This is a genomic window from Streptomyces sp. NPDC043870, from assembly GCF_056435785.1.
Window position 1 is genome coordinate 56289 of record NZ_JBWKDT010000014.1, and the last position, 25603, is coordinate 81891.

Genomic DNA, 25603 nt, shown 5'->3' on the forward strand with positions numbered 1-25603 from the left:
GCGGCCCGGCGGCAGACCGGTCACCGTGCGGCGCAGGCTCCCCATGCGTTACCTGCTGCCCTCGGTGTTCCTGGTCGCGCTGCTCGCCATGCTGATGCTGCGCGGGTACGTGCACAGTGAGATCCTCGCCGACCACCGCGTACGGCCCCCGGACAGCAGCGAACAGGTACCGCGGCAGATCCTCAAGGGCGGCCCGGTCATCGACGCGCGCACCCCGGGCGCGCCCAAGGCGCTCAGCGTCCCCGACAAGAACCTGGTGCTGACCTTCGACGACGGCCCCGACCCGGTGTGGACGCCGAAGGTCCTCGACAAACTGAAGGAGTACAACGCGCACGCCGTCTTCTTCGTGACCGGCACCATGGCCTCCCGCCACCCCGATCTGGTGGAGCGGATGGTCGCGGAGGGCCACGAGGTGGGGCTGCACACCTTCAACCACCCCGATCTGGCGTACCAGACGCAGGGGCGTATCGACTGGGAGCTGTCGCAGAACCAGCTGGCGATCGCCGGTGCCGCCGGTATCCGGACATCGCTGTTCCGGCCGCCGTACTCGTCGTTCTCGGCCGCCCTCGACAACAAGTCCTGGCCGGTCACCCAGTACATCGGCAGCCGCGGCTACATCACGGCGCTCAACAACACGGACAGCGAGGACTGGAAGCGCCCCGGCGTCGACGCGATCATCAAGCGCGCCACGCCCCAGGGCACCAAGGGCTCCATCGTGCTGATGCACGACTCCGGCGGTGACCGCTCCCAGACCGTGGCCGCACTCGACCGCTTCCTGCCCGACATGCAGAAGCGCGGCTACACGTTCGCCAATCTGACCGAGGCCCTCGGCGCCCCCAGCGCCCACACCCCCGTCACCGGCCCCGAGCTGTGGAAGGGCAAGGCGTGGGTCGCCGCCGTCGCCTTCTCGGAGCAGACCACCGCCGCTCTGACCGTCGGCCTCGCCGTGATCGGTGTGCTGGTCTTCGCCCGCTTCGGGCTGATGCTGCTGCTCTCCTTCGGGCACGCCCGCAAGGTGCGTCGGCGCCGCTTCCGCTGGGGGCCGGCCGTCACCGAACCGGTGACGGTGCTGGTCCCGGCGTACAACGAGAAGGAGTGCATCGAGAACACGGTGCGCTCGCTGATGGAGAGCGACCATCCGATCGAGGTCATCGTCATCGACGACGGCTCGACGGACGGCACCGCGGACCTCGTCGACGACATGTGGCTGCCCAATGTCCGCGTCGTCCGCCAGGTCAACTCGGGCAAGCCCGAAGCCCTCAACAACGGCATCCGCAACGCTCGCCACGACATCATCGTGATGATGGACGGCGACACGGTCTTCGAGCCGTCCACCGTGCGCGAACTGGTGCAGCCCTTCGGCGACCCGGGCGTCGGCGCGGTCGCGGGCAACGCCAAGGTCGGCAACCGCGACTCCCTCATCGGCGCCTGGCAGCACATCGAGTACGTGATGGGCTTCAACCTGGACCGTCGCATGTACGACATGCTGCGCTGCATGCCCACCATTCCGGGCGCGGTCGGCGCCTTCCGCCGCTCGGCGCTCGAACGGGTCGGCGGCATGAGCGACGACACCCTCGCCGAGGACACCGACATCACCATGGCGATGCACCGCGACGGCTGGCGCGTCGTCTACGCGGAGCGGGCCCGCGCCTGGACCGAGGCCCCCGAGTCCGTCCAGCAGCTCTGGTCCCAGCGCTACCGCTGGTCGTACGGCACGATGCAGGCGATCTGGAAGCACCGCCGCGCCGTGATCGAGAGCGGCCCGTCCGGCCGCTTCGGACGCGTCGGTCTGCCGCTGGTCTCCCTCTTCATGGTGCTGTTCCCGCTGCTGGCCCCGCTCATCGATGTCTTCCTGCTGTACGGACTGGTCTTCGGCCCCACCCAGAAGACCATTGCCGCCTGGCTCGGCGTCCTCGCCGTCCAGGTCGTCTGCGCCGCGTACGCGTTCCGGCTCGACAAGGAACGCATGACGCATCTGGTCTCGCTGCCCCTCCAGCAGATCCTCTACCGGCAGCTCATGTACGTGGTGCTGCTGCAGTCCTGGATCACCGCACTCACCGGCGGCCGGCTTCGCTGGCAGAAGCTCCGCCGGACGGGAGCGGTGGAGGCGCCGGGCTCGATACCGAGCCCCCGGCGGAGCAGTGAAGACCGGAGGCCTGTCGCGTGACGACCGGAACGACCGAATTCCATCCCGCCCGCCACAGGAGGAAGCCCCCGGAGGCCGCGGCCCCTGCCGCCGCGCCGGGACGCGACCGCTACTTCGACCTGCTGCGCGCCCTCGCCCTCTTCCGGGTGGTCCTCTACCACCTGGTCGGCTGGGCCTGGCTGCCGCTGGTCTTCCCGTCCATGGGCGTGATGTTCGCGCTCGCGGGCAACCTGATGGCCCGCTCCCTCAAGCGCCCCGCGGTCCAGGTGATCCGGGGCCGGATGCGCCGTCTGCTGCCCCCGCTGTGGGTGCTGGGCGCGTTCGGTGTGACCGGCATGGTGCTGCAGGGCTGGGGGCCCGGTTCCGAAGGGCACCCCGGCTGGTGGTGGACCCATCTGCTGTTCTGGATCATCCCCGTCAGCGACCCGCCGTTCGCCGGTGAGCTCGCGGGCGTCCCGGGCTTCCTGGGCGAGTCGTGGGCCGAGGACCTCGCAGGCCCGCTCTGGTACATCCGCGCGTACCTCTGGTACGTCATGCTGTCGCCGCTGCTCCTGTGGGCGCTGCGGAAGCTCCCCTGGGCAACCCTGCTCGCGCCGCTCGCACTCTCCGCCGCCCTCGCCTTCGAGTACATCTCCGTGCCGGGCCGGATCGGCTCCGCGCTCACCGACTTCAGCACCTTCGGCGCCTGCTGGATCCTCGGCATGGCCCACCAGGAAGGCATCCTGCGCCGGCTGCCCCGCTACATCGTCCCCTCCATCGCGCCCGCGATCATGGCCGTCGGCCTGTGGTGGGCCCTGCACGAGGGCTTCCGCACAGACTTCGACCTCGACAGCATTCCGCTCGCGCAGGCGCTGTGGTCCTTCGGTTCGGTGCTCCTGCTGCTGCACATCAGCCCGTCCTGGTCCGAATGGCCGGCGAAGCTGCGCGGCTGGGACAGCACGATCACGCTGCTCAACTCACGGGCGGTCACGGTCTACCTCTGGCACAACGTCTGCATCCTCATCGCCGCGACCATGTGGGACCAGCTCTGGAGCATCGGCGTCCTGGAGCAGCGTGTCCCCTGGCTGCTGGAGAGCTGGGTGCCGGTGCTGATCCTCGCCTGGGGGCTGATCGCGGTGTGCATCGTTCTCTTCGGCTGGGCGGAGGACCTCGCGGCCAAGCGGAAGCCCCGGCTCTGGCCGAACGGCGCACCCCGCGGGGAAAAGCGCTCACAGCCCGCCTGAGCCCCGGGTGAGAGCAAGGTTCCACACCGGTCACCTCACGGCACGGCGCTGAAACCCGCCGTCCCTAGCGTCGGATCCACTACCCGGAGCAGCAGTGGAGGCGAGCCATGGCCGGCAGGTGGATCGAGCGGTGGGACCCCGAGGACGAGACCTTCTGGAAGGAGGAAGGGGAGCGGATCGCCCGGCGGAATCTGATCTTCTCCGTGCTCTCCGAGCACATCGGCTTCTCCATCTGGACCCTGTGGTCGGTCATGGTCCTGTTCATGGGGCCCCAGTACGGAGTGGACCCGGCCGGGAAGTTCTTCCTGATCGCGACCGCCACCCTGGTCGGAGCCGTCGTCCGGGTGCCGTACACCTTCGCCGTCGCCCGCTTCGGCGGCCGCAACTGGACCATCTTCAGCGCGCTGATGCTGCTGCTGCCGGCAGGCGCCGCATACGTGGTGATGGAGCCCGGAACGTCGTACGGGACCTTCCTGGCGGTCGCCGCGCTCACCGGTGTCGGCGGCGGTAACTTCGCCTCGTCCATGACCAACATCAACGCCTTCTTCCCACTGCGGAAGAAGGGCTGGGCCCTCGGGCTCAACGCGGGCGGCGGCAACATCGGCGTCCCGGTGGTGCAGCTCGTCGGGCTGCTGGTCATCGGCACCGCGGGCGCCATGCACCCGCGGATCGTGCTCGGCGTCTACATCCCGCTGATCGCGATCGCCGCGCTGTGTGCCGCGCTGTTCATGGACAACCTGGCGCCCGTGAAGAACGACACCGGAGCGGCCAAGGAAGCGGTGAAGGACCCGCACACCTGGATCATGTCGTTCCTCTACATCGGGACGTTCGGGTCCTTCATCGGCTACAGCTTCGCCTTCGGCCTGGTGCTGCAGACCCAGTTCGGGCGGACCCCGCTGCAGGCCGCGTCGCTGACCTTCATCGGGCCGCTGCTCGGCTCGCTCATCCGGCCGATCGGCGGGTCGCTCGCGGACCGCTTCGGCGGGGCCAGGATCACGCTGTGGACGTTCGCCGCGATGGCCGCGTCCACCGGTGTCGTCATCTACGCCTCTGTGATCGAGTCGCTGCCGGTCTTCCTCGTCGGCTTCATCGGGCTGTTCATCCTCTCCGGACTCGGCAACGGCTCCACATACAAGATGATCCCCGGCATCTTCAAGGCCAAGGCGCTCGCCCTCGGGATGACGGGCGAGGCGGCGGAGGCGTACGGACGCAGGCTGTCCGGGGCGTCGATGGGGCTGATCGGTGCGGTGGGCGCGCTCGGCGGGCTCGCCATCAACCTGGCCTTCCGCCAGTCGTTCCTGACCGCGGGTACGGGTACGGGGGCGTTCGTCGCCTTCCTCGCCTGCTACGGGGTGTGCTTCACGGTCACCTGGGCGGTATACCTTCGCCGGCCCGCGCCCGCGACGCCGCCCACCGCGGCCGCGGAGACCAAGCCGCAGCTCAGCTACGCCGAGGTGTGACCTGGAGTGCCTCGTAACGACGAGGAAATGCAGCCGAACCGAGCCTGTCACGCTTCCTTGCCAGGCTCGGTCGGCATGTACGACGAACAGCACGGCATCGCAGCGGTCGCTCCGCTCTCGGGCTTCACGGTCGGCGTCACGGCGGCCAGGCGCGCCGATGAACTGGGTGCGCTGCTCCAGCGCCGCGGCGCGGCCGTGCTGCACGCCCCCGCCCTGCGGATCGTGCCGCTCGCGGACGACGGCGAGCTTCTCGCCGCGACCAAGGAGCTCATCGCGCACGCCCCGGACGTCGTCGTCGCCACCACCGCGATCGGGTTCCGCGGGTGGGTGGAGGCGGCGGACGGGTGGGGCTGCGGTGAGGACCTGCTCGACTGTCTGCGCGGCGTCGAACTGCTCGCCCGCGGGCCGAAGGTGAAGGGCGCGATCCGGGCCGCGGGGCTGACGGAGGAGTGGTCGCCGAACTCCGAGTCGATGGCCGAGGTGCTCGACCGCCTTCTCGCGGAGGGTGTCGCGGGCCGGCGGGTGGCCCTGCAACTGCATGGCGAACCGCTCCCCGGGTTCGTGGAGTCGCTGCGGGCCGGAGGCGCGGAGGTCGTCGTCGTACCCGTCTACCGGTGGATGCCGCCGGAGGAGCTGGGTCCGCTGGACCGGCTGCTCGACGCCACGGTGTCGCGGGCGCTGGACGCGGTGACGTTCACGAGCGCCCCGGCGGCGGCCTCGCTGTTCTCGCGTGCCGAGGACCGCGGGCTGCTTCCGGAACTGCTGGACGCCCTGCGCCACGATGTCCTGCCGGCCTGCGTGGGCCCGGTCACCGCCCTGCCGCTCCAGGCGCACGGCCTGGACACGGTCCAGCCGGACCGTTTCCGTCTCGGCCCGCTCGTCCAGCTGCTGTGCGTCGAACTGCCCTCGCGGGCCAGGTCCTTGCCGGTGGCGGGCCGCCGCGTCGAGATCCGTGGCCACGCCGTCGTCATCGACGGCGAGCTGCGTCCCGTCCCGCCGGCCGGGATGTCCCTGTTGAACACCCTCGCCCACCGCCCCGGCTGGGTCGTCTCCCGTGCGGACCTCCTGCGCGCCCTCCCGGGCGCGGGCCGCGACGAACATGCCGTCGAGACGGCCATGGCCCGCCTCCGCACCGCCCTCGGCACGCCGAACCTCATCCAGACGGTGGTGAAGCGCGGCTACCGCCTGGCCCTGGACCCGGTGGCCGACACCAAGTACGCGGACGCCTGACCGGCGCCGCGGCAACGTGCGCACCGCCGCGGTGCCGCCTCGTACCGCCGCCGTGCCGAGGCCGCGGCGGCACGCGCACGTGGCGCGGCTGTCCACCGGGCACGCCGTCGGGCGCGTTCGGGGCTACCGTACGAGCATGATCGAGATCCGCGCCGTGGGGGCGGCCGATGCGGGCGCCGGTGACCGTGCGCCCGCGCTCGCCGAGGCCTTCGCGCGTAATCGGGAGTACATGAGGCCGTGGGAGCCGCGCAGGGCCGAGTCGTTCTACACGGCAACGGCGCAGGCGGCGCGGCTCGCCGACCCGAGGGCGTACCGGTGGCATCTGTTCGACGGGGACAGGATCGTCGGGGAGGCGACGCTCTCGGGGGTCGCGCTCGGACCGTTCCGCAGTGCGCATCTCGGGTACTGGGTCGACGGCGAGTACACCGGACGAGGCCTCGCCACGCGGCTGGTCGAGGAGGTGTGCCGGGCCGCCCGGGAGGAGCTCGGGCTGCATCGGGTCGAGGCCGCGACCCTGCTCGGGAACGCCGCCTCGCAACGCGTCCTCGCGAAGGCGCAGTTCGAGGTCATCGGGATCGCCGCCCGGTATCTCCACATCGACGGCGAGTGGCGAGACCACCGGCTGTTCCAGCGGATCCTGCATGACGATCCACCTCCGGTCTGAGGGGTTCCGACGGCGCCTCGTCGGGGGCACTCTGAACTCATGGGCATCGGCTCGTACGAGTGGCGGTTCGATTCCGGGCGCGTATGTCTGGACCTGGTGGCGACGGCAGAGCCCGCCGCGGGCCCGGGACCGCTCGACCGGCCCGAGCGGCTCGGCCAGTGGCTGACGGCGGCCGGACTGCTGCCCGCGGGCACGCCGCTCGACCCGGTCGGCCAGGACTGGGTCGACCGCTTCGCCGAACTGCGTGACTGCGTAAGCCTCCTGGTGCACGAACAGATCGACACCGGGCCGACCGGCATCCCCGGTGCCGCGCTCGACCGGCTCAACGCGCTCGCCGCCGACTCCGCCCCGCCCGCCCTCAGGGCCGTGCGCGACGACGACGGCGTCCTCGTCCGCGCCCCGCTCGCCCGGCCCGAGTGCGCCGCAATGCTCGCCGCAGTCGCCCGCGACGCTGTGGAGTTGCTCACAGACCCCGTCGCCCGCGCCCGGCTGCGCCGCTGCGAGGGCGACAACTGCCGGCGCGTCTATCTCGACACCTCCCGCGGACGCCGCCGCCGCTGGTGCTCCAGCGAGGTGTGCGGCAACCGCGAGCGGGTCGCAAGGCACCGCCGCCGCACGGCAGTTGCCCGTATGTGAGGACGCCCCTGGCGGGCCCTCCGCAGTCCCGTCCCCCGGCCCGTCCGCGGACCGCCCTGAAAGATCTTGAAAAATTTCCCGGTCGCATTGAGTGGATCTCCGGCTGGCTCCGTAGAGATGGAAGACAGGAAGCAGTCAGACATCAGACAAGGTCTCGACCGGGAGGTTCAGGTGCGCAAGGATGCCGCCGTGGCCGATGACCGTTCAGGCAGGGCCCGGCATCGAGCTGTTACGCCGCGCACCAGCACCTCCGTTCCCGACGAGGAGTTGATGCGCGCGTTGTATCAGGAGCACGCCGGCCCCCTCCTCGCTTACGTGCTGCGCCTCGTCGCCGGCGACCGCCAGCGGGCCGAGGACGTGGTGCAGGAGACGCTCATCCGTGCCTGGAAGAACGCCGGTCAGCTCAATCGGGCCACCGGCTCTGTCCGACCCTGGCTGGTGACGGTCGCACGGCGCATCGTCATCGACGGTCACCGCAGCCGGCAGGCCCGGCCGCAGGAGGTCGACCCGTCGCCGCTGGAGGTCATGCCCGCGGAGGACGAGATCGACAAGGCGTTGTGGCTGATGACGCTATCGGATGCGCTCGATGATTTGACCCCTGCGCACAGGGAAGTACTCGTCGAGACGTATTTCAAAGGGCGTACCGTCAATGAGGCGGCCGAGACGCTCGGCATACCCAGCGGGACCGTCCGGTCCCGTGTGTTCTACGCATTGCGTTCCATGAAGCTCGCTCTTGAGGAGAGGGGGGTCACGGCATGAACAGGCAGGACCAGTTCGGACAGTCCGAAGAGGGCTCGGTCCATGAAACCGCGGGGGCGTACGTCCTCGGCATTCTCGACGACGCGGAAGCCACCGCCTTCGAGGCTCATCTGGCGGGCTGTGACATCTGCGCCGCCCACCTCGAAGAGTTCGCGGGCATGGAGCCGATGCTGGCGATGCTCGCCGAACCGCCCGGACAGCGGTCGGCGCCGCCGGACCCGAACGTTCTGCCGTTCACCAGCACTCTCATGGAGCCGCCGTCCCGCCGGCCTGCCCCGGTGATTCCGACCGCGCCGAGCCCCCAGCTGCTGGACCGGCTCGTCGACGAGGTGGCCGTCAAGCGCGCTCAGAAGCGCCGACGCAGCATGTACATGATCGCGGCCTCGGTGGCCCTGATCATCGGTGGCCCGGCCGTCGCCGTGGTGGCCACCCAGGGAGACGACCACGGCAGCACTGTCGCCGATCCCCACCCGACCAGCCCCGCCGAGGACGCCTTCTTCAACCACATGGAGGAGAAGGTCCAGGCCACGGACGCGGTCACCAAGGTCAGCGCGACGGTCGGGATGGAGAAGAAGGGCTGGGGCACCCACACCGTCCTGGAGCTCAAGAACGTCAAGGGTCCGCTCAAGTGCAATCTGATCGCCGTCTCCAAGACCGGCGAGGAGGAGGTCGTCACCTCCTGGGCCGTCCCGAAGTGGGGCTACGGCATTCCGGACAGTACAGACAAACAGGGCAAGAATCCCCTGTACATCCATGGCGGAGCGGCGATGGACCGGAACGAGATCGATCACTTCGAGGTCCGTACCTTCGACGGAAAGCGCCTGGTGGAGGTCGGCGCCTGAGACAAGGCCCCGGTCCTGCCGCCTGACATAACGGCCCCCTTCGCGTACGGTTGACGGCTGCCCAGTGCACGTCAGAAGGGGGCCTCGGTGGCCGCGCAGGAAGCCGCTGGTACCACAGCCGACACGGTCCGTGACCGCGAGATCGGTGTCGAGCAGGAACATCTGGACCAGGTGTACCGCCGCCTCGAGGAGAAGATCCACGAGGCGGAGTTCCTGATGAACGACGCCGCCAAGCGCGGCCAGGTCGGTACGCCCGGCGCGCTGGCCGAGCGGGACGCCCAGGTGTTCCGGGCCGGTGTCCACCTCAACCGGCTCAACAGCGAGTTCGAGGACTTCCTCTTCGGCCGTATCGACCTGCTGCGCGGCAAGCACGGCAAGAAGGGCCCCGACGGCGCGTACACCTCGGTGGAGCCGGCCGAGGACGCCGTACGGGACGACAACACGGCCGAGATCGCGGAGACCCTCCACATCGGCCGCATCGGTGTGCTCGACTCCGACTACGCGCCGCTGGTCATCGACTGGCGCGCCCCGGCCGCCGCACCCTTCTACCGTTCCACCCCGGTCGACCCCGGCCGGGTGGTGCGCCGCCGGGTCATCCGCTCCAAGGGCCGCCGGGTCCTCGGTGTCGAGGACGATCTGATGCGCCCCGAACTCAAGGCCTCCCTGGGCGGTCTGGAGCTGCCCGTCATCGGCGACGGCGCGCTGATGGCCGCGCTCGGCCAGGCCCGCAGCCACACCATGCGGGACATCGTGGCCTCCATCCAGGCCGAGCAGGACCTGGTGATCAGGGCCCCCGCCGCATCCGTCACCGAGGTGTCCGGCGGGCCCGGCACCGGTAAGACGGCGGTCGCCCTGCACCGCGCCGCGTATCTGCTCTACCAGGACCGGCGGCGGTATGCGGGCGGCATCCTGGTCGTCTCCCCGACGCCGCTGCTGGTCGCCTACACCGAGGGCGTGCTGCCCTCGCTGGGGGAGGAGGGTCAGGTCGCCATCCGCGCGGTGGGATCCCTGGTCGACGGGGCCGAGGCCACGACGTACGACGAACCCGCGGTCGCCCGAGTCAAGGGCTCCTCGCGGATGCTGAAGGTGCTGCGCAAGGCGGCGCGCGGGGCGCTGGAGCCCGGGGACGCGCGGCGCGGCGCCGGTCGCGCCGACGGGCAGCTCGCCTTCGGTGAGGAGCCGAGGGGAGCGGGCACCGGCGGTGCGTCGCCCGCAGGGCCGACCGACCGGCTGCGGGTCGTCGCCTTCGGGCGGCGGCTGGAGCTGGAGGCCGACGAGCTGCGGCGCATCCGGCAGAACGCACTGAGCGGCACCGCGCCGGTCAACCTGCTGCGTCCGCGTGCCCGCAGGCTTCTGCTCGACGCCCTGTACGCCAAGTCCGGCGCCGCCACCCGGCACACGGATCCCGAGCTCGCGGCCGAGCTGCGCTCGTCCTTCGACGAGGACGTCACCTCCGAGGACGCGTTCCTCGCGTTCCTGGACGCCTGGTGGCCCGAGCTCACCCCGCGGGGTGTGCTCGACGCGATGGCGGACGAGAGGCGGCTCGGCCGGTGGGCGCGGCGCATCCTCAACCCCGGCGAGGTGCGCAGGGTCGCGCGCAGCCTGAGACGCGACGGTCTGTCCGTGCACGACGTGGCGATCCTGGACGAGCTGCAGACACTGCTCGGCACCCCCGCCCGCCCGAAGAAGAAGCGCGAACTCGATCCGCTGGACCATCTCACCGGTCTGGAGGAGCTGATGCCGCAGCGCGAGGAGACCCAGCGCGAGCGGGCCGAGCGGCTGGCCGCGGAGCGCACCGAGTACGCCCACGTCATCGTCGACGAGGCGCAGGACCTCACGCCCATGCAGTGGCGCATGGTCGGCCGCCGCGGCCGGCACGCCACGTGGACGGTCGTGGGCGACCCGGCGCAGTCGTCCTGGTCGGATCCGGACGAGGCGGCCGAGGCGCGCGACGAGGCGCTCGGCACCCGCCCGCGCCGCCGTTTCGACCTCACCGTCAACTACCGCAACCCCTCCGAGATCGCGGAGCTCGCCGCCCGTGTGCTGATGCTCGCGATGCCCGGCATGGACGCGCCACGTGCGGTCCGTTCGACGGGTCTGCGGCCGCGCTTCACCGTCGTACGCGACGATCTGGAGCGGACCGTGCGGCAGGAGACCCAGCGCCTGCTGGACGAGGTCGACGGCACCGTCGGCGTCGTCGTCGCGATGAACCGGCGCGCGGAGGCCGCCCGCTGGCTCGCGGACCTCGGTGACCGCGCGGTGGCGCTCGGCTCGCTGGAGGCGAAGGGCCTGGAGTACGACGCGACGGTCGTCGTCTCGCCCGCGGAGATCGCCGACGAGTCCCCGGCCGGGCTGCGGGTGCTGTACGTGGCGCTGACCCGCGCCACCCAGCAGCTGACGGTGGTGTCGGGGAAGCGCGACGAGCCGGACGCGGACGGGATCCCGGACCTGCTGCGGGACTGACCGGGCCCGCCGCCGGGACCGATCCGCGGTCAACTCGCCGTACGGGAATCACCTTCTGGGAGTCTTTGTTAGCCTGTGTGTGGCACCGGCTCGATCCAAGCCCCCGGGCCCAACCTTCGTCCCTTAGAGGGACCACTTGCCGCGAGGCGAGCATGGCGGGTCGGTGCCACCCAGTTCGTGTGAAGAAGAGGTCCGTGTCGCCCATCGGCGACGCGGACCTCTTCTGTTTCCTCTTCTGTTTCCCCGCAACTTCTCGTATGGTGGAAAACAGTTTCCAGAAACAAAACGACCACTATTACCTGCTACTCGCAGGTAGGTGCGAACATCGGAGGGCCCTGCCCGGCCACCGCCGGGGCGGCGCAGCAACGAAGCTAGGGAAAGCAGAGGAACTCGGCCATGGCAACGGCGCCCAGCGTCTCGTACTCGATGACGGTCCGGCTGGAGGTGCCCGCGAGCGGAACCGCCGTTTCGCAGCTCACCACGGCCGTGGAGTCCTCCGGCGGTTCGGTCTCCGGACTCGACGTCACTGCTTCCGGCCACGAGAAGCTCCGTATCGACGTCACCATCGCGGCAACCTCCACCACGCACGCCGACGAGATCGTCGAGAAGCTGAGCGGCATCGAGGGCGTCGTCCTCGGCAAGGTCTCCGACCGGACCTTCCTGATGCACCTCGGCGGCAAGATCGAGATGCAGTCCAAGCACCCCATCCGCAACCGTGACGATCTCTCCATGGTCTACACGCCGGGTGTGGCGCGCGTCTGCATGGCCATCGCCGAGAACCCCGAGGACGCCCGGCGCCTCACCATCAAGCGCAACTCCGTCGCAGTCGTGACGGACGGCTCCGCCGTCCTCGGCCTCGGCAACATCGGCCCGAAGGCCGCCCTGCCCGTCATGGAGGGCAAGGCGGCCCTCTTCAAGCGCTTCGCGGGCATCGACGCCTGGCCGCTCTGCCTGGACACCCAGGACACCGACGCCATCGTCGAGATCGTCAAGGCGATCGCCCCCGGCTTCGCGGGCATCAACCTCGAGGACATCTCCGCGCCCCGCTGCTTCGAGATCGAGGCGCGGCTCCGTGAGGCCCTCGACATCCCCGTGTTCCACGACGACCAGCACGGCACCGCGATCGTCGTGCTCGCCGCCCTGACCAACGCGCTGCGTGTGGTGGGCAAGGCGGTCGGCGACGTACGGGTCGTCATGTCCGGCGCCGGCGCCGCGGGTACGGCCATCCTGAAGCTGCTGATCGCGGCGGGCGTCAAGCACGCCGTCGTCGCCGACATCCACGGTGTCGTGCACGCGGGCCGCGCGGACCTCGTCGACGCCGCGGCCGAGTCGCCGCTGCGCTGGATCGCCGACAACACCAACCCCGAGGGCGTCACCGGCACCCTGCGGGAGGCGGTGCGCGGCGCGGACGTCTTCATCGGCGTCTCCGCTCCGAACGTGCTGGGTGCCGACGACGTCGCGGCGATGGCGGAGGGCGCCATCGTGTTCGCTCTTGCGAACCCGGACCCCGAGGTGGAGCCGGCAATCGCTCGCCAGACGGCGGCAGTTGTCGCGACCGGCCGCTCCGACTTCCCCAACCAGATCAACAACGTGCTGGTCTTCCCGGGCGTCTTCCGCGGACTCCTGGACGCCCAGTCCCGTACGGTCAACACGGAGATGATGCTGGCCGCGGCCGCGGCGCTCGCGGACGTCGTCACCGAGGACGAGCTCAACCCGAACTACATCATCCCGTCGGTCTTCAACGAAAAGGTCGCGGGCGCGGTCGCCGGAGCCGTACGGGACGCCGCAAGGGCGGCGGGCGCAGCTGTGACGGGCCCCACGTCCGCCTGACGGCGGCGCGTCGCGAGTCGCGGGGTCAGGAACGCCCCTCTAGGGTGGCGGACCATGAGCCCGCGACCGCCCGGCCGCGCAGCACGGACGGCGGCCTCTGGCTCCGAGGAGTTTCCATGGAGTCGACGGAACGTCACCACGACGAGGCAGTGGCGCTTTTCGTGTGACTCCGGAGGGTGCCGGATTGGCTTTCCCGCCGCTGGTGGGGGCAGGATGCTCAATTGGGCGCGAGGGTCTGACAGCAGACCCGGGTCCGGGGACTGTCCGAGGGCCCTGGCAGCATCGGCTTCGATCTCACGCCTCACAGGCAAGAAGAACACGGGAGTAACAACATGAACCGCAGTGAGCTGGTGGCCGCGCTGGCCGACCGCGCCGAGGTGACCCGCAAGGACGCCGACGCCGTGCTGGCCGCTCTCGCCGAGACCGTCGGCGAGATCGTCGCCAAGGGCGACGAGAAGGTCACCATCCCCGGCTTCCTGACCTTCGAGCGCACCCACCGTGCCGCTCGCACCGCTCGTAACCCGCAGACCGGCGACCCGATCCAGATCCCGGCCGGCTACAGCGTGAAGGTCTCCGCGGGCTCGAAGCTCAAGGAAGCCGCCAAGGGCAAGTAAGTCCATGAGCGACAGGGCGGCCACCCGGACCGGGGTGGCCGCCCCTTCGTTTTCCCGGGGCTCTGCCCCCGAACCCCCGCGCCTCGGTCTCGCCCTGCGCCCTGGCGGGCGTGGGGGACCCACTCGATCGCCGGAGGGGCTCAAATGAGCCGTACGGCGATTGTGCGGGCCCCGGCCGCCTCCGGCGGGCCTGTACGGGCTTCGGCCGTGTGCTCAGGCCCCGAATCCGGCCCCGCCTGGCGTTTTGGGCGCCGGGTCCCGCGCGGAGCCCCGGCGGGGGCACGGGGCACGGGGCACGGGGGCACGGGGACGGAGCCCCGAATACGCCGCAAGCGCCGGACCGCCCGGTTGTCCGGGCCGTCCGGCGCTTGCCGGGTGAAGAAGGCCGGGGGCTCGCCCCGGGGAGACGGAGCCTGGCTCAGACGACGGAGCCGCGCGGGAGCTCCACCTTCGCGCCCAGTTCGACGAGCTTCTCCATGAAGTTCTCGTAGCCCCGGTTGATCAGGTCGATGCCGTGGACCCGCGAGGTCCCCTGCGCCGCCAGCGCGGCGATCAGGTAGGAGAAGCCGCCGCGCAGGTCCGGGATCACCAGATCCGCGCCCTGGAGCTTCGTCGGGCCGGAGACGACCGCCGAGTGCAGGAAGTTGCGCTGGCCGAAGCGGCAGTCCGAGCCGCCCAGGCATTCGCGGTACAGCTGGATGTGCGCGCCCATCTGGTTGAGCGCGGAGGTGAAGCCCAGCCGGGACTCGTACACCGTCTCGTGCACGATGGACAGGCCCGCGGCCTGGGTCAGGGCCACCACCAGCGGCTGCTGCCAGTCGGTCTGGAAGCCGGGGTGCACGTCCGTCTCCAGGGCGATCGCGTTGAGCGAGCCGCCCGGGTGCCAGAAGCGGATGCCCTCGTCGTCGATCTCGAAGGCGCCGCCGACCTTCCGGTACGTGTTGAGGAACGTCATCATCGAGCGCTGCTGCGCGCCGCGCACATAGATGTTGCCCTCGGTCGCGAGCGCCGCCGAGGCCCAGGACGCGGCCTCGAGACGGTCCGGGAGCGCCCGGTGGGTGTAGCCGCCGAGCCGGTCGACACCGGTGATCCGGATCGTCCGGTCGGTGTCCATGGAAATGATCGCGCCCATTTTCTGCAGTACGCAGATGAGGTCCTCGATCTCCGGCTCCACCGCCGCGTTCGACAGCTCGGTGACGCCCTCCGCCAGCACCGCCGTCAGCAGCACCTGCTCGGTCGAGCCGACCGACGGATACGGCAGCCGGATCTTGCAACCGCGAAGCCTCTGCGGAGCCTCCAGGTACTGTCCGTCCGCCCGCTTCTCGATCTTCGCGCCGAACTGTCGCAGCACGTCGAAGTGGAAGTCGATCGGCCGGCCGCCGATGTCACAGCCGCCGAGACCGGGGATGAAGGCGTGGCCGAGCCGGTGCAGCAGCGGGCCGCAGAACAGGATCGGGATCCGCGAGGAACCCGCATGGGCATCGATGTCGGCGACATTGGCGCTCTCGACGTGCGTCGGGTCGAGCACCAGCTCACCGGGCTCGTCACCGGGGCGTACCGTCACACCGTGCAGCTGCAGCAGCCCCCGCACCACCCGCACGTCGCGGATGTCGGGAACGTTGCGCAGCCGGCTCGGCTCGCTGCCGAGCAGCGCGGCGACCATAGCCTTGGGCACCAGGTTCTTGGCGCCTCGGACGCGGATCTCGCCCTCGAGCGGGGTTCCGCCGTGGACAAGCAGTACATCGTCTGTGCCGGTCATGTATCTCGCGTTCCGGAGGGGGTCCCCCCCAGCGGAGCGAGGGGGAGGTCGGGCAGGGGCCAGGGGCTAAGCGTAAGGGGCGACTACCCCACTCCCGTAAGGCCAAGGGGGGACCCTCGTGCGAAATGAATCAGGCACAATACGCTCCGTTTGGGTGCACGTGCGGACGGTCACCATCCGCCCGTCCGGACCCGCCGCGCGCTCCCGCTGCCGCGGTGCGCCCTGAGCTGCGTCGGCTCACACTCCGCCGCCCGCTCCCCGCGGAGGGCGAAGATGCGGGATCATGTGTCGCATGACCGAGGTGTCCTCCCTCACAGGGCGGCTGCTCGTCGCCACTCCGGCCCTCGCGGACCCGAACTTCGACCGCGCGGTGGTGCTCCTGCTCGACCACGACGAGGAGGGCTCACTCGGCGTGGTCCTGAACCGGCCGACGCCGGTCGGCGTCGGCGACATCCTGGAGCCCTGGGCCGGCCTCGCCGGCGAGCCCGGCGTGGTCTTCCAGGGCGGCCCCGTCTCGCTCGACTCGGCGCTCGGCCTCGCCGTCATCCCCGGCGACGAGGGGCCACTGGGCTGGCGGCGGGTGTACGGGGCGATCGGGCTCGTCGACCTGGAGACCCCGCCGGAGCTGCTCGCCGCGGCGCTCGGCTCGCTGCGGATCTTCGCCGGCTACGCGGGCTGGGGCCCCGGCCAGCTGGAGGACGAGCTGACCGAGGGCGCCTGGTACGTCGTCGAGTCCGAGCCCGGTGACGTGTCCTCGCCGCGGCCCGAATCGCTGTGGCGGTCGGTCCTGCGGCGGCAGCGCAGTGAGCTCGCGATGGTCGCGACGTATCCGGACGACCCTTCGCTGAACTGATCCCGCCGCCCTTCAGTACCCTTGGCACCTATGAGCACTCTTGAGCCCGAGCGCGGGACAGGTACGGGCACCCTCGTAGAGCCGACACCGCAGGTGTCGCACGGCGACGGCGACCACGAGCGCTTCGCCCATTACGTCCAGAAGGACAAGATCATGGCGAGCGCCCTCGACGGCACTCCCGTGGTGGCGCTGTGCGGCAAGGTCTGGGTTCCGGGGCGCGACCCCAAGAAGTACCCGGTCTGCCCGATGTGCAAGGAGATCTACGAGTCCATGGGCCCTGGTGGCGACAAGGACAAGGGCGGCAAGGACAAGTAACCGGTCCTTCCCGTCGGGGACGGCCCCCGGGGCGCGCTGCGGCGCGCCCCGGGGGCCGTTGCGGTTTGGAAGCACTGCGCTCCCTCTACTCAATGCTCGGCCTCGCGGCGGACGCCGTAGGCATATCCGTCGCCGCGCTGGAGGGTGCGGATGTGACGATGATGGATTCCCTGGATTCGCCCGCGAGGCGTGCGAATATCGAACTTTCCGGTGGTGCGGACCAGGACTCTGCCCGTGTGGGCTCCGGCGTACTTTCCTGTGGGGACGGCCGCGCGAACATGATCGCCGGTGACGTGGCCGTGTATCTGCTTGGTGCGAGGGTCGGTCTTGCGCGGGAAGCCAAAACGGTCAGGGTCGGTGCGTCGGTAGCGTCCTCGGCCGTTGGCCTCGATGACAAGCAGCGCGCGGGGATGCTGGTGCACCGCGTCGAGGTGGCCGACGCACAGGGCGTCGAGCGTGTGAGTCTTGGGCAGGCCGGTTCGGGTGCGGTTCCACTTGGTTCGTCCGCGGAGGCCGCGTTGACCGTGGGGAATGCAAACTCGAGCGACCGCCACAGCGTCCAGCGAGTGGAGTTGACAGCAGCGGCATCTCGTAAGGGCGCCTTGGCCTGCGAGAGGATCTTGGCCAGCAGCCTGGGTCGGTGAGCGAGGAAGTCCTCGATGGGGCGGTTGCCCTTGGTCTGGTTGCAGGAGACGCAGGCGAGGGTGAGGTTGGAGACGCGGTCGGAGCCCCCCTTCGATCTCAGGTGAATGTGGTCGATGTTCAGCGGCACGCCGGTGGCACCGCAATAGGCACATCTGCGCCTCCACTTGGCGAGGAGATACTCGCGCACCTCCGTTCCATGGAGCGTGCCGTATTGGTACTCGACTCCCTCAAGGGGCCTTCCGGCCGCCATGGCCTGGATGTCGAACGCAGTGCGTTCCACGTGTACCGCCGTCACCGGCGCCCAGCGAGCCAGCCGTGTGCACCACGACATCGTCGTTTCCACCCGGTGCCGCAAGGACGGCGGGAGCCAGCCTTTGGGGCGGGTGCGATTGCGGAAGCGGGGCGCTCGGTAGCGCAGATTTCGGGAGCGTCTCCCGCGCCGGTAGGCGGCACGGGCGGTGAGCTTGTCCCGGATCTGTCTGCCCCGGTGGGTCAGTTCGATCGCGTACAGACCCCGCCGAGTGCCGTGCCGGGCGGTGAAGACGGCGATCCCGGTGCGCTTGCTGCCGGGGTCGATACCTATTTCCACGCCGTTGACTTGGGAGTCGGCAACGGTGCGATCCTTGAGACGAATGACAAACGGGGTGTGCCGGGCGACTACGGCCCGGCCCTGTTTGAGGAGCTTGCGGGCCCTTGCCGGGTGGTGGGCTGCAGCGGTGTGCTGTGCTTGTCGAGGACGAACACGACGGGATGGGCCTCACGGCCCTCGCCCGGCACGTGCGTGCCGGGGTGACGCCCCGCAGACCGGGTGCCGGTCTGCGGGATCTCCCCTCGCCCATGTCCGACACCGGGTGTGCAGTCGCCCGCACCCCGGCGCCCCGTTCGTTCCTGCTCCCAGGAAAGTCTGCTGACGCCGGTTCCAGGGTCCGGGGCTGAGGAAGCACCCCGGAGTGGGTCTTCTGTCCTGCATCGAACGTAGTCATCGATTGCACCTCCTTCTGATCTGTGATCGTGACGACTCGGGCTGGTCACACAAGGCCCACACCCCCTACAGGAGGCCGAAGGGCGGGTCCGTGAGCGTGCGACAGAGTGGTTGAGACGCAGGCATGTGGGTGGTCCCGGCATGCCGAAGGGGTTTGTGCTTTCCCGCGTTGTGGGGAATCGGATGTCGAGGCGGTCGGCTCGTATCACTGCTTCGGCCTCGACTTGCTGTGTCACGTTACTTGCGTGCTGTGCGAATGCTGCTGCGATAGCCGTACGTACACACGAATGCGCGATAGGTTGCAGATCTCTGCTCGGTGAACAGGGGGCCGTGGTAGGGAGGCTTGTCCCAGCTCGGACCCCAGCTTTCTGGCGCCTTGCCCCGGCTTCCGCTTGGAGACCGAAGGGAAGCGGGTGTCATATTCCGTGCGGCGAAAGGCTGAAAGAGATGGATCTGGTTCCGGCCCCGCAAAGCTTCCAACGGGTGTCGCCCGGCCCCGGGTTGTACCCACTCGACGCGGAGACCGAGATCGAGGCGCAGTCCGGTACGGAGGGCGTCGCGCGCTGGTTGCGCTCCACGGTCGTGGCGGCCACCGGGCTACCCCTGCCGGACGGTTGCGACAGCGACAACCGCATCGTGCTGAGCATCGCCCCCGGGTTCGCACCCGAGGCGTACCGCATCCTCATCGACGGATACGCAATCCGTATCGAGGGCGGCAGCGCGGCCGGTGTCTTCTGGGGTGCTCAGACCTTCCGTCAGCTGCTGGGGCCCGAGGCGTTCCGCCGGGCACCGGTCACACCCCGGCGCGAGTGGCACGTACCGATGGTTGTCATCGAAGACGCCCCCCGCTTCCGCTGGCGCGGCCTCATGCTCGACGTCGCCCGCCACTTCCTGCCCAAGGACGACGTCCTCCGCTACCTCGATCTCCTCGCCGCCCACAAGCTCAACGTCTTCCACTTCCACCTCACCGACGACCAGGGATGGCGCATCGAGATCAAGCGCCATCCGCGCCTCACCGAGGTCGGCGCGTGGCGTTCCCGTACGAAATGGGGCCACCGGGCCTCCGAGTTGTGGGACGAGAAACCGCACGGCGGTTACTACACACAGGACGACATCCGCGAGATCGTCGCGTACGCCGCCGAGCGGCACATCTCCGTCGTTCCGGAAATCGACATCCCGGGCCACTCGCAGGCCGCCATCGCCGCGTATCCGGAACTGGGCAACACCGACGTCATCGACACGGCCGGGCTGTCCGTCTGGGACACCTGGGGCGTCACTCCGAACGTCCTCGCCCCCACCGACAACACCCTCCGCTTCTACGAGGGCGTGCTGGAGGAGGTGCTCGACCTCTTCCCCGCCGCCGGCTCCCCGTTCATCCACATCGGCGGCGACGAGTGCCTGAAGGACCAGTGGAAGGCTTCCCCGGCCGCCCAGGCCCGCATCGAGGAGTTCGGCCTCGCCGACGTGGACGAGCTGCAGTCCTGGTTCATCCGGCACTTCGACAGCTGGCTCGGCGCCCGCGGCCGCCGCCTCATCGGCTGGGACGAGATCCTGGAGGGCGGGCTCGCGGAAGGCGCCGCGGTCTCCTCGTGGCGCGGATACGGCGGCGGGATCGCCGCCGCCCGGGCGGGTCACGACGTCGTCATGTGCCCCGAGCAGCATGTCTACCTCGACCACCGCCAAGCCTCAGGTGCCGACGAACCCATGCCGATCGGTTACGTCCGCACGCTGGAGGACGTCTACCGCTTCGAGCCCGTCCCGCCGGAGCTGACCCCGGCCGAGGCCGCCCATGTCCTCGGCACCCAGGCCAACGTCTGGACCGAGGTCATGCAGGACCGCTCCCGCATCGACTACCAGGTCTTCCCTCGCCTCGCCGCCTTCGCCGAGGTCGCCTGGTCCGCGCTCCCCGCCCCGGCAGACCGTGATTTCGCCGATTTCGAGCGGCGGATGTCGTCCCACTACCAGCGGCTTGACGCGCTGGGCGTCGACTACCGGCCACCGGGGGGCCCGTTGCCGTGGCAGATGCGCCCCGCCCCCAAAGGAATGACAGGCTGTCTCGGACGCCCGATCGAGGGGGCGCCCCCAAACGTGTGAGCCCGGCCGCAAGGGGATGTCCCGCGGGCGGGTCCCTGGGACTGTGGTGGGCCACAGGGGAAAGTCACACAAGGAATGCATAAAAGCGGCAATCCGCACGTGACTGCTACGCCGTAGCAAAACGGACGATTCCCCTTCGTAGGGATGTCCGGGACGGATGCGTCCTTCGTGGACCCTCGCATCGGTCCGCCCGGAAGATGTGCCAGAGTTGCCAAGTCCGGGCTGTGAGCACGTACGGTACGGCATCACAGGGGGACAGCCGGGACACCGGGAAGGGGCAGCTGGGTTGACCACTCACGCACCGCAGGCGGCGCAGTCCGTGACGCTGCCGGCCTCGCTCGACGAGGCCGTGGCGGCGCTCACCGCCATGCCTGCCGCCGTGCCGGTCGCGGGCGGTACGGACCTGATGGCGGCCGTCAACAAGGGCCGGCTGCGGCCCGCCGGTCTCGTCGGTCTCGGCCGTATCAACGACCTCCGCGGCTGGCAGTACCAGGACGGTCACGCGCTCCTCGGCGCCGGCCTGACCCACTCCCGGATGGGCCGGCCCGACTTCGCCGCGCTCATCCCCGCGCTCGCCGCCTCCGCGCGCGCCGCGGGACCGCCGCAGATCCGCAACGCCGGCACGCTCGGCGGCAACATCGTCACCGCCGCCCCCACCGGCGACACCCTGCCCGTGCTCGCCGCCCTGGAGGCGGACCTGGTGATCGCCGGACCGGGCGGCGCCCGTCGTGAGATCCCGGTCTCCCACCTGCTGGCCGGCCGGGAGATGCTCGGCCCGGCCGAGCTGATCGGCTTCGTACGCGTACCGCTGCTGCACGCCCCGCAGGTGTTTCTCAAGGCCACCGGACGCACCGGCCCCGGCCGGGCCTCGGCGTCCGTCGCCGTCGTCCTCGACCCGGCGCGCCGCGGGGTGCGCTGCGCGGTCGGCGCGATCGCGCCGATGCCGCTGCGCCCGCTGGAGGCCGAGCGCTGGATCGCCTCGCTGATCGACTGGGACGGCGAGCGCGGGCTGGCGCCGGAGGCGCTGGCGGCGTTCGGGGAGTACGTGGCGGCCGCCTGCATCCCCGACCCACAGGGCGAGGAGCAGCTGCCGCCCGCCGTCCTGCATCTGCGGCGCGTGGTCGCCGCACTGGCCCGACGAGCACTGGGGAGGGCGCTGTCATGAGCTCCGAAGAGAACGCGTCGCGGAACCCCGCTCCGCAGGGCGGTGGCTGGCAGCCGATCCCGGGCGGGGAGTACGACGCCGACGCCACCGCTTTCGTCCAGCTGCCGCCCGAGGACGCGCTGGACGCCCCGCTCGCGGCGCCCGGGCACGGCTATGTGCCGCCCCAGATCCCGCCCCTGACCCCGGGTGCGGCGGCCGACCCCACGGCGACGGGCACCTGGACCGTGCCGCCGCAGGCGTCGCAGGGCGGCGAGGTGCACCACTGGCCCGAGCCCGCGCAGGAGCCGCAGCCCGCGCCGGAGTCCCGGAGCGACGCACAGACCACCCACGACCCCCGTGCGACAGGGCAGTGGACGTTCCCGGAGGCCGTCGACCCGGCCGCGGACGCCACCTTCGTCCCCGGCTCGGCCCCGGCCGCCGGTACACCGGGCGAACTCACCGGGCAGTGGACGATCCCGGTCGCCCAGGGCGACATCCCCGACGAGTCGGGCGAGTTCACCACCTCCGCGCTGGCGTCCCAGTGGGGCGGTGGCACTCCGCCGGCCACACTGCCGGGTGGGGCGACGGCCCCATGGGCGACGACGCCGCGGCCGACCGTTCCGGAAAGCGCCACGCCCGCCGCCGGTACGCCCATCCCGGACGTGGCCTACCCCGCGACCCTGCCGGGCGGCGCGCCCGCGCCCTGGGCCACGGGGGCGACGGGGACGTACGCCGCGCCCGAGGCGCCGGCCGAGCCGGTCGCGGAGCCCGTGACGGAGCCCGCCGCCGAGCCGGAGGCCGCCGCGCCGGACGCCGTACCCGCCCCGGAGCAGCACGAAGAGGCTCCCGCGCCGGCCCCCGGACCGGCTTCCGAGGCCGCGATGCCGGCCCCCGGAACCCCCGACGCGGCGCCGGACACCGCGGAGGCTCCCGCCGCCCCCGCCGGGTTCCCGAACGACGAGCACCCCCACACCTCGTACGTCCTGCGCGTGAACGGGGCGGACCGCCCCGTCACGGACGCCTGGATCGGCGAGTCGCTGCTGTACGTGCTGCGCGAGCGCCTCGGTCTCGCCGGTGCCAAGGACGGCTGCTCGCAGGGCGAGTGCGGCGCGTGCAACGTCCAGGTCGACGGCCGGCTCGTCGCCTCCTGCCTGGTGCCCGCGGCCACCGCGGCCGGTTCCGAGGTCCGTACGGTCGAGGGCCTGGCCACCGACGGCGAACCGTCCGACGTCCAGCGGGCCCTCGCCAGGTGCGGAGCCGTCCAGTGCGGCTTCTGCGTTCCCGGCATGGCCATGACCATCCACGATCTGCTGGAGGGCAACCACGCCCCCACGGAACTCGAGACCCGCCAGGCCCTCTGCGGCAACCTCTGCCGCTGCTCCGGCTACCGAGGCGCCATCGACGCCGTACGCGAAGTCGTCGCCGAGCGCGAGGCGAGCGCGGCAGCCGCCGCCGAGAGCGGCGACGAGGCCCGTGAAGCGACTCATGACGGGGCCCGCATCCCGCACCAGGCACCTCCGGGCGCCGGTAGTGTGCAGCCCCACCCGCATGACGGAGGCATGGCGTGAGCAACGACGCGGCCACCGCGACCCCGGCGGTCGACGGCCCCCAGCAGGAACCTTCCCCTGCCTTCGGCGGTGAGGCCCCGATCGCTCACGGCCTCGGCGCTTCCCTCCCCCCGGCGGACGCGCGCGCGAAGACCGAGGGCACGTTCCCCTACGCCTCCGATCTGTGGGCCGAGGGCCTGCTGTGGGCCGCGATCCTGCGCTCCCCGCACCCCCGTGCCCGGATCACCGCCATCGACACCTCCGCCGCGGCCGACATGCCGGGCGTGCGGGCCGTCATCACGCACACCGACGTCCCGGGCGACGCGGCGTACGGCCGCCGGATCGCCGACCGCCCCGTCTTCGCGTCCGACACCGTCCGCCACCACGGAGAGGCGATCGCGGCGGTCGCCGCGGACCACCCCGACACGGCCCGTCTCGCCGCGGCCGCGATCTCGGTCGAGTACGAGATCCTCGAACCGGTCACCGACCCCGAGAAGGCCTTCGCCGCCGAGCCGCTGCACCCCGACGGCAATCTGATCCGCCACATCCCGCTGAGCTTCGGCGACCCGGACGCGGCCGGCGAGATCGTCGTCGAGGGCCTCTACCGGATCGGCCGCCAGGACCCCGCCCCGATCGGTGCCGAGGCCGGCCTCGCCGTGCCCCGCCCCGACGGCGGCGTCGAGCTCTACACCGCCTCCACCGACCCCCACACGGACCGGGACCTGGCCGCGGCCTGCTTCGGACTCTCACCGGAACAGGTCAAGGTGGTGGTCACCGGCGTCCCGGGCGCGACGGGCGACCGCGAGGACCCGGGCTTCCAGATCCCGCTCGGGCTGCTCGCCCTGCGCACCGGCTGCCCGGTCAAACTCACCGCCACCCGCGAGGAGTCCTTCCTCGGCCACGCCCACCGCCACCCCACCCTGCTCCGCTACCGCCACCACGCGAACGCGGAGGGCCGCCTGGTGAAGGTGGAGGCGCAGATCCTGCTGGACGCGGGCGCGTACGCCGACTCCTCCTCCGAGTCCCTCGCCGCCGCCGTCGCCTTCGCCTGCGGACCGTACGTCGTTCCGCACGCCTTCATCGAGGGCTGGGCCGTGCGCACCAACAACCCGCCCTCCGGCCATGTGCGCGGCGAAGGCGCGATGCAGGTGTGCGCGGCGTACGAGGCCCAGATGGACAAACTGGCCGCGAAGCTGGGCCTGGACCCCACCGAGGTCCGCCTCCGCAACGTCCTCGCGACCGGCGACATCCTCCCCACCGGCCAGACCGTCACCTGCCCGGCGCCGGTCGCCGAACTCCTCCAGGCCGTCCGCGACTTCCCGCTACCCGCCCTGCCCAAGGACGCCCCCGAAGAGGCCTGGCTCCTGCCCGGCGGCCCCGAGGGCGCGGGCGAGCCGGGCGCGGTGCGCCGCGGCGTCGGCTACGCGCTGGGCATGGTCCACATGCTCGGCGCGGAAGGCACGGACGAGGTCTCCACGGCCACTGTGAAGGTCCACGACGGCGTCGCCACGGTCATCTGCGCGGCCGTCGACACCGGCCAGGGCTTCGCCACCCTCGCCCGCCAGATCGTCCAGGAGACGCTGGGCATCGACGAGGTCCACGTCGCCTCGGTCGACACCGACCAGCCCCCGGCGGGACCGGCCACGCACGGCCGTCACACCTGGGTCTCGGGCGGCGCGGTCGAGCGGGCCGCGAAGATGGTCCGCACTCAGCTCCTCCAGCCCCTGGCCCACAAGTTCGGCATGTCCACCGAGCTGCTGCAGATCACCGACGGCAAGATCACCTCGTACGACGGTGTCCTCTCCACGACGGTCACCGAGGCGATGGACGGCAAGGAACTCTGGGCCACCGCCCAGTGCCGCCCCCACCCCACCGAGCCGCTCGACGACCACGGCCAGGGCGACGCCTTCGTCGGCCTCGCCTTCTGCGCGATCCGCGCGGTCGTCGACGTCGACATCGAACTCGGCTCCGTACGCGTCGTCGAAATGGCCGTCGCCCAGGACGTCGGCCGCGTCCTCAACCCCGCCCAGCTCGCCACCCGTATCGAGGCGGGCATCACCCAGGGCGTCGGCGCGGCCCTCACCGAGAACCTCCGTACCGCCCGCGGCCTGGTCCGCCACCCGGACCTGACGGGCTACGCCCTCCCGACCTCCCTGGACGCACCGGACATCCGCATCGTCAAACTCGTCGAAGAACGCGACGTGGTGGCCCCCTTCGGTGCGAAGGCCGCGAGCGCGGTCCCGGTCGTCACCTCCCCGGCCGCCGTCGCCTCGGCGGTCCGCGCGGCGACGGGCCGGCCCGTCAACCGGCTTCCGATCCGGCCACAGGCGGCGGTGGCTGCGCCGAACGCGTAGCGGGAGATCCGCGTTGCGGCTCGAGCCGCGGCCGGTGGCGTCT

At 71.1% G+C, this 25603-nt stretch carries 19 protein-coding genes and 1 pseudogene; 17 read left to right on the plus strand and 3 right to left on the minus strand.

The features are described from left to right. Window positions 1-43 precede the first annotated feature (43 nt). From AC0699_RS19185 to AC0699_RS19235, 11 genes are all read left to right on the plus strand, one after another. Window positions 44-2167, plus strand: a complete 2124-nt coding sequence (locus tag AC0699_RS19185; protein ID WP_478661788.1) for a bifunctional polysaccharide deacetylase/glycosyltransferase family 2 protein — start codon at window positions 44-46, stop codon at window positions 2165-2167. After that, window positions 2164-3369 carry an acyltransferase family protein gene (locus AC0699_RS19190; protein ID WP_478661542.1) on the plus strand — a complete coding sequence of 402 codons (1206 nt, stop codon included), beginning with the start codon at window positions 2164-2166 and terminating at the stop codon, window positions 3367-3369. Before AC0699_RS19185 ends, AC0699_RS19190 begins: the two co-directional genes overlap by 4 nt. Window positions 3370-3476: 107 nt before the next feature. Next, the gene (locus tag AC0699_RS19195) at window positions 3477-4829 is read left to right on the plus strand and encodes a nitrate/nitrite transporter (RefSeq protein WP_478661544.1); all 1353 of its coding nucleotides are present in this window, start codon (window positions 3477-3479) and stop codon (window positions 4827-4829) included. A gap of 75 nt (window positions 4830-4904) precedes the next feature. Next, entirely contained in the window at window positions 4905-6059 is a 1155-nt protein-coding gene (locus AC0699_RS19200) for a uroporphyrinogen-III synthase (protein WP_478661547.1), read from the plus strand. 136 nt (window positions 6060-6195) lie between these two features. Continuing rightward, window positions 6196-6723, plus strand: coding sequence for a GNAT family N-acetyltransferase (locus AC0699_RS19205; protein ID WP_478661549.1), 528 nt, complete (start codon window positions 6196-6198; stop codon window positions 6721-6723). A gap of 39 nt (window positions 6724-6762) precedes the next feature. Further along, the gene (locus AC0699_RS19210; RefSeq protein ID WP_453664052.1) at window positions 6763-7359 is read left to right on the plus strand and encodes a CGNR zinc finger domain-containing protein; all 597 of its coding nucleotides are present in this window, start codon (window positions 6763-6765) and stop codon (window positions 7357-7359) included. Between the two features lie 117 nt (window positions 7360-7476). Next, window positions 7477-8118, plus strand: coding sequence for a sigma-70 family RNA polymerase sigma factor (locus AC0699_RS19215; protein ID WP_453664053.1), 642 nt, complete (start codon window positions 7477-7479; stop codon window positions 8116-8118). Continuing rightward, a complete protein-coding gene (locus AC0699_RS19220; protein WP_478661554.1) occupies window positions 8115-8960 on the plus strand; it encodes an anti-sigma factor family protein in 846 nt (281 codons plus the stop codon). Before AC0699_RS19215 ends, AC0699_RS19220 begins: the two co-directional genes overlap by 4 nt. A gap of 87 nt (window positions 8961-9047) precedes the next feature. Next, entirely contained in the window at window positions 9048-11423 is a 2376-nt protein-coding gene (locus tag AC0699_RS19225; protein ID WP_478661558.1) for a HelD family protein, read from the plus strand. Window positions 11424-11819: 396 nt separating this feature from the next. Beyond that, on the plus strand, window positions 11820-13253 hold the full coding sequence (locus tag AC0699_RS19230; protein ID WP_478661560.1) for an NAD-dependent malic enzyme: 1434 nt from the start codon (window positions 11820-11822) through the stop codon (window positions 13251-13253). Between the two features lie 332 nt (window positions 13254-13585). Next, entirely contained in the window at window positions 13586-13867 is a 282-nt protein-coding gene (locus AC0699_RS19235) for an HU family DNA-binding protein (RefSeq protein ID WP_003954777.1), read from the plus strand. A gap of 418 nt (window positions 13868-14285) precedes the next feature. Here the strand turns inward: AC0699_RS19235 and murA are convergent, their stop codons facing one another. Beyond that, a complete protein-coding gene (murA, locus tag AC0699_RS19240) occupies window positions 14286-15626 on the minus strand; it encodes a UDP-N-acetylglucosamine 1-carboxyvinyltransferase (protein ID WP_478661565.1) in 1341 nt (446 codons plus the stop codon). 292 nt (window positions 15627-15918) lie between these two features. On the opposite strand from murA, the gene AC0699_RS19245 reads away from it, so the two are divergent. Continuing rightward, window positions 15919-16479: a YqgE/AlgH family protein gene (locus AC0699_RS19245; protein ID WP_478661568.1), complete on the plus strand. Its 561-nt coding sequence runs from the start codon at window positions 15919-15921 to the stop codon at window positions 16477-16479. A 30-nt stretch (window positions 16480-16509) separates the two neighbouring features. Beyond that, window positions 16510-16794 (plus strand): DUF3039 domain-containing protein, encoded by a 285-nt coding sequence (locus AC0699_RS19250; protein ID WP_030010729.1) that lies wholly within the window; start codon window positions 16510-16512, stop codon window positions 16792-16794. Between the two features lie 89 nt (window positions 16795-16883). Here the strand turns inward: AC0699_RS19250 and AC0699_RS19255 are convergent, their stop codons facing one another. Beyond that, complete coding sequence (locus AC0699_RS19255; protein ID WP_478661574.1) at window positions 16884-17348, minus strand: hypothetical protein; 465 nt, start codon at window positions 17346-17348, stop codon at window positions 16884-16886. Between the two features lie 32 nt (window positions 17349-17380). Next, window positions 17381-18088 (minus strand): annotated as a pseudogene (gene iscB / locus AC0699_RS19260) (RNA-guided endonuclease IscB); the annotation flags it as partial. A gap of 780 nt (window positions 18089-18868) precedes the next feature. Between iscB and AC0699_RS19265 the strand changes: the two are divergent. The 4 genes from AC0699_RS19265 (at window position 18869) to AC0699_RS19280 (ending at window position 25560) form a co-directional block, all read left to right on the plus strand. Next, window positions 18869-20515 (plus strand): beta-N-acetylhexosaminidase, encoded by a 1647-nt coding sequence (locus AC0699_RS19265; protein ID WP_478661576.1) that lies wholly within the window; start codon window positions 18869-18871, stop codon window positions 20513-20515. 286 nt (window positions 20516-20801) lie between these two features. Further along, window positions 20802-21680, plus strand: a complete 879-nt coding sequence (locus AC0699_RS19270; protein ID WP_453665372.1) for an FAD binding domain-containing protein — start codon at window positions 20802-20804, stop codon at window positions 21678-21680. Continuing rightward, window positions 21677-23227 (plus strand): 2Fe-2S iron-sulfur cluster-binding protein, encoded by a 1551-nt coding sequence (locus AC0699_RS19275; protein ID WP_478661579.1) that lies wholly within the window; start codon window positions 21677-21679, stop codon window positions 23225-23227. The genes AC0699_RS19270 and AC0699_RS19275 overlap by 4 nt, the downstream gene beginning before the upstream one ends. Next, a complete protein-coding gene (locus AC0699_RS19280) occupies window positions 23224-25560 on the plus strand; it encodes a xanthine dehydrogenase family protein molybdopterin-binding subunit (protein WP_478661581.1) in 2337 nt (778 codons plus the stop codon). Before AC0699_RS19275 ends, AC0699_RS19280 begins: the two co-directional genes overlap by 4 nt. Window positions 25561-25603: the final 43 nt, after the last annotated feature.

What these genes read in the sequence shown, in the direction of transcription:
- AC0699_RS19185 (WP_478661788.1), top strand. Translation starts at nt 44, where the DNA reads ATGCGTTACCTGCTGCCCTCGGTGTTCCTGGTCGCGCTGCTCGCCATG.
- AC0699_RS19195 (WP_478661544.1), top strand. Translation starts at nt 3,477, where the DNA reads ATGGCCGGCAGGTGGATCGAGCGGTGGGACCCCGAGGACGAGACCTTC.
- AC0699_RS19200 (WP_478661547.1), top strand. Translation starts at nt 4,905, where the DNA reads ATGTACGACGAACAGCACGGCATCGCAGCGGTCGCTCCGCTCTCGGGC.
- AC0699_RS19205 (WP_478661549.1), top strand. Translation starts at nt 6,196, where the DNA reads ATGATCGAGATCCGCGCCGTGGGGGCGGCCGATGCGGGCGCCGGTGAC.
- AC0699_RS19210 (WP_453664052.1), top strand. Translation starts at nt 6,763, where the DNA reads ATGGGCATCGGCTCGTACGAGTGGCGGTTCGATTCCGGGCGCGTATGT.
- AC0699_RS19215 (WP_453664053.1), top strand. Translation starts at nt 7,477, where the DNA reads ATGGAAGACAGGAAGCAGTCAGACATCAGACAAGGTCTCGACCGGGAG.
- AC0699_RS19220 (WP_478661554.1), top strand. Translation starts at nt 8,115, where the DNA reads ATGAACAGGCAGGACCAGTTCGGACAGTCCGAAGAGGGCTCGGTCCAT.
- AC0699_RS19230 (WP_478661560.1), top strand. Translation starts at nt 11,820, where the DNA reads ATGGCAACGGCGCCCAGCGTCTCGTACTCGATGACGGTCCGGCTGGAG.
- AC0699_RS19235 (WP_003954777.1), top strand. Translation starts at nt 13,586, where the DNA reads ATGAACCGCAGTGAGCTGGTGGCCGCGCTGGCCGACCGCGCCGAGGTG.
- murA (WP_478661565.1), bottom strand. Translation starts at nt 15,626, where the DNA reads ATGACCGGCACAGACGATGTACTGCTTGTCCACGGCGGAACCCCGCTC.
- AC0699_RS19245 (WP_478661568.1), top strand. Translation starts at nt 15,919, where the DNA reads ATGACCGAGGTGTCCTCCCTCACAGGGCGGCTGCTCGTCGCCACTCCG.
- AC0699_RS19250 (WP_030010729.1), top strand. Translation starts at nt 16,510, where the DNA reads ATGAGCACTCTTGAGCCCGAGCGCGGGACAGGTACGGGCACCCTCGTA.
- AC0699_RS19265 (WP_478661576.1), top strand. Translation starts at nt 18,869, where the DNA reads ATGGATCTGGTTCCGGCCCCGCAAAGCTTCCAACGGGTGTCGCCCGGC.
- AC0699_RS19275 (WP_478661579.1), top strand. Translation starts at nt 21,677, where the DNA reads ATGAGCTCCGAAGAGAACGCGTCGCGGAACCCCGCTCCGCAGGGCGGT.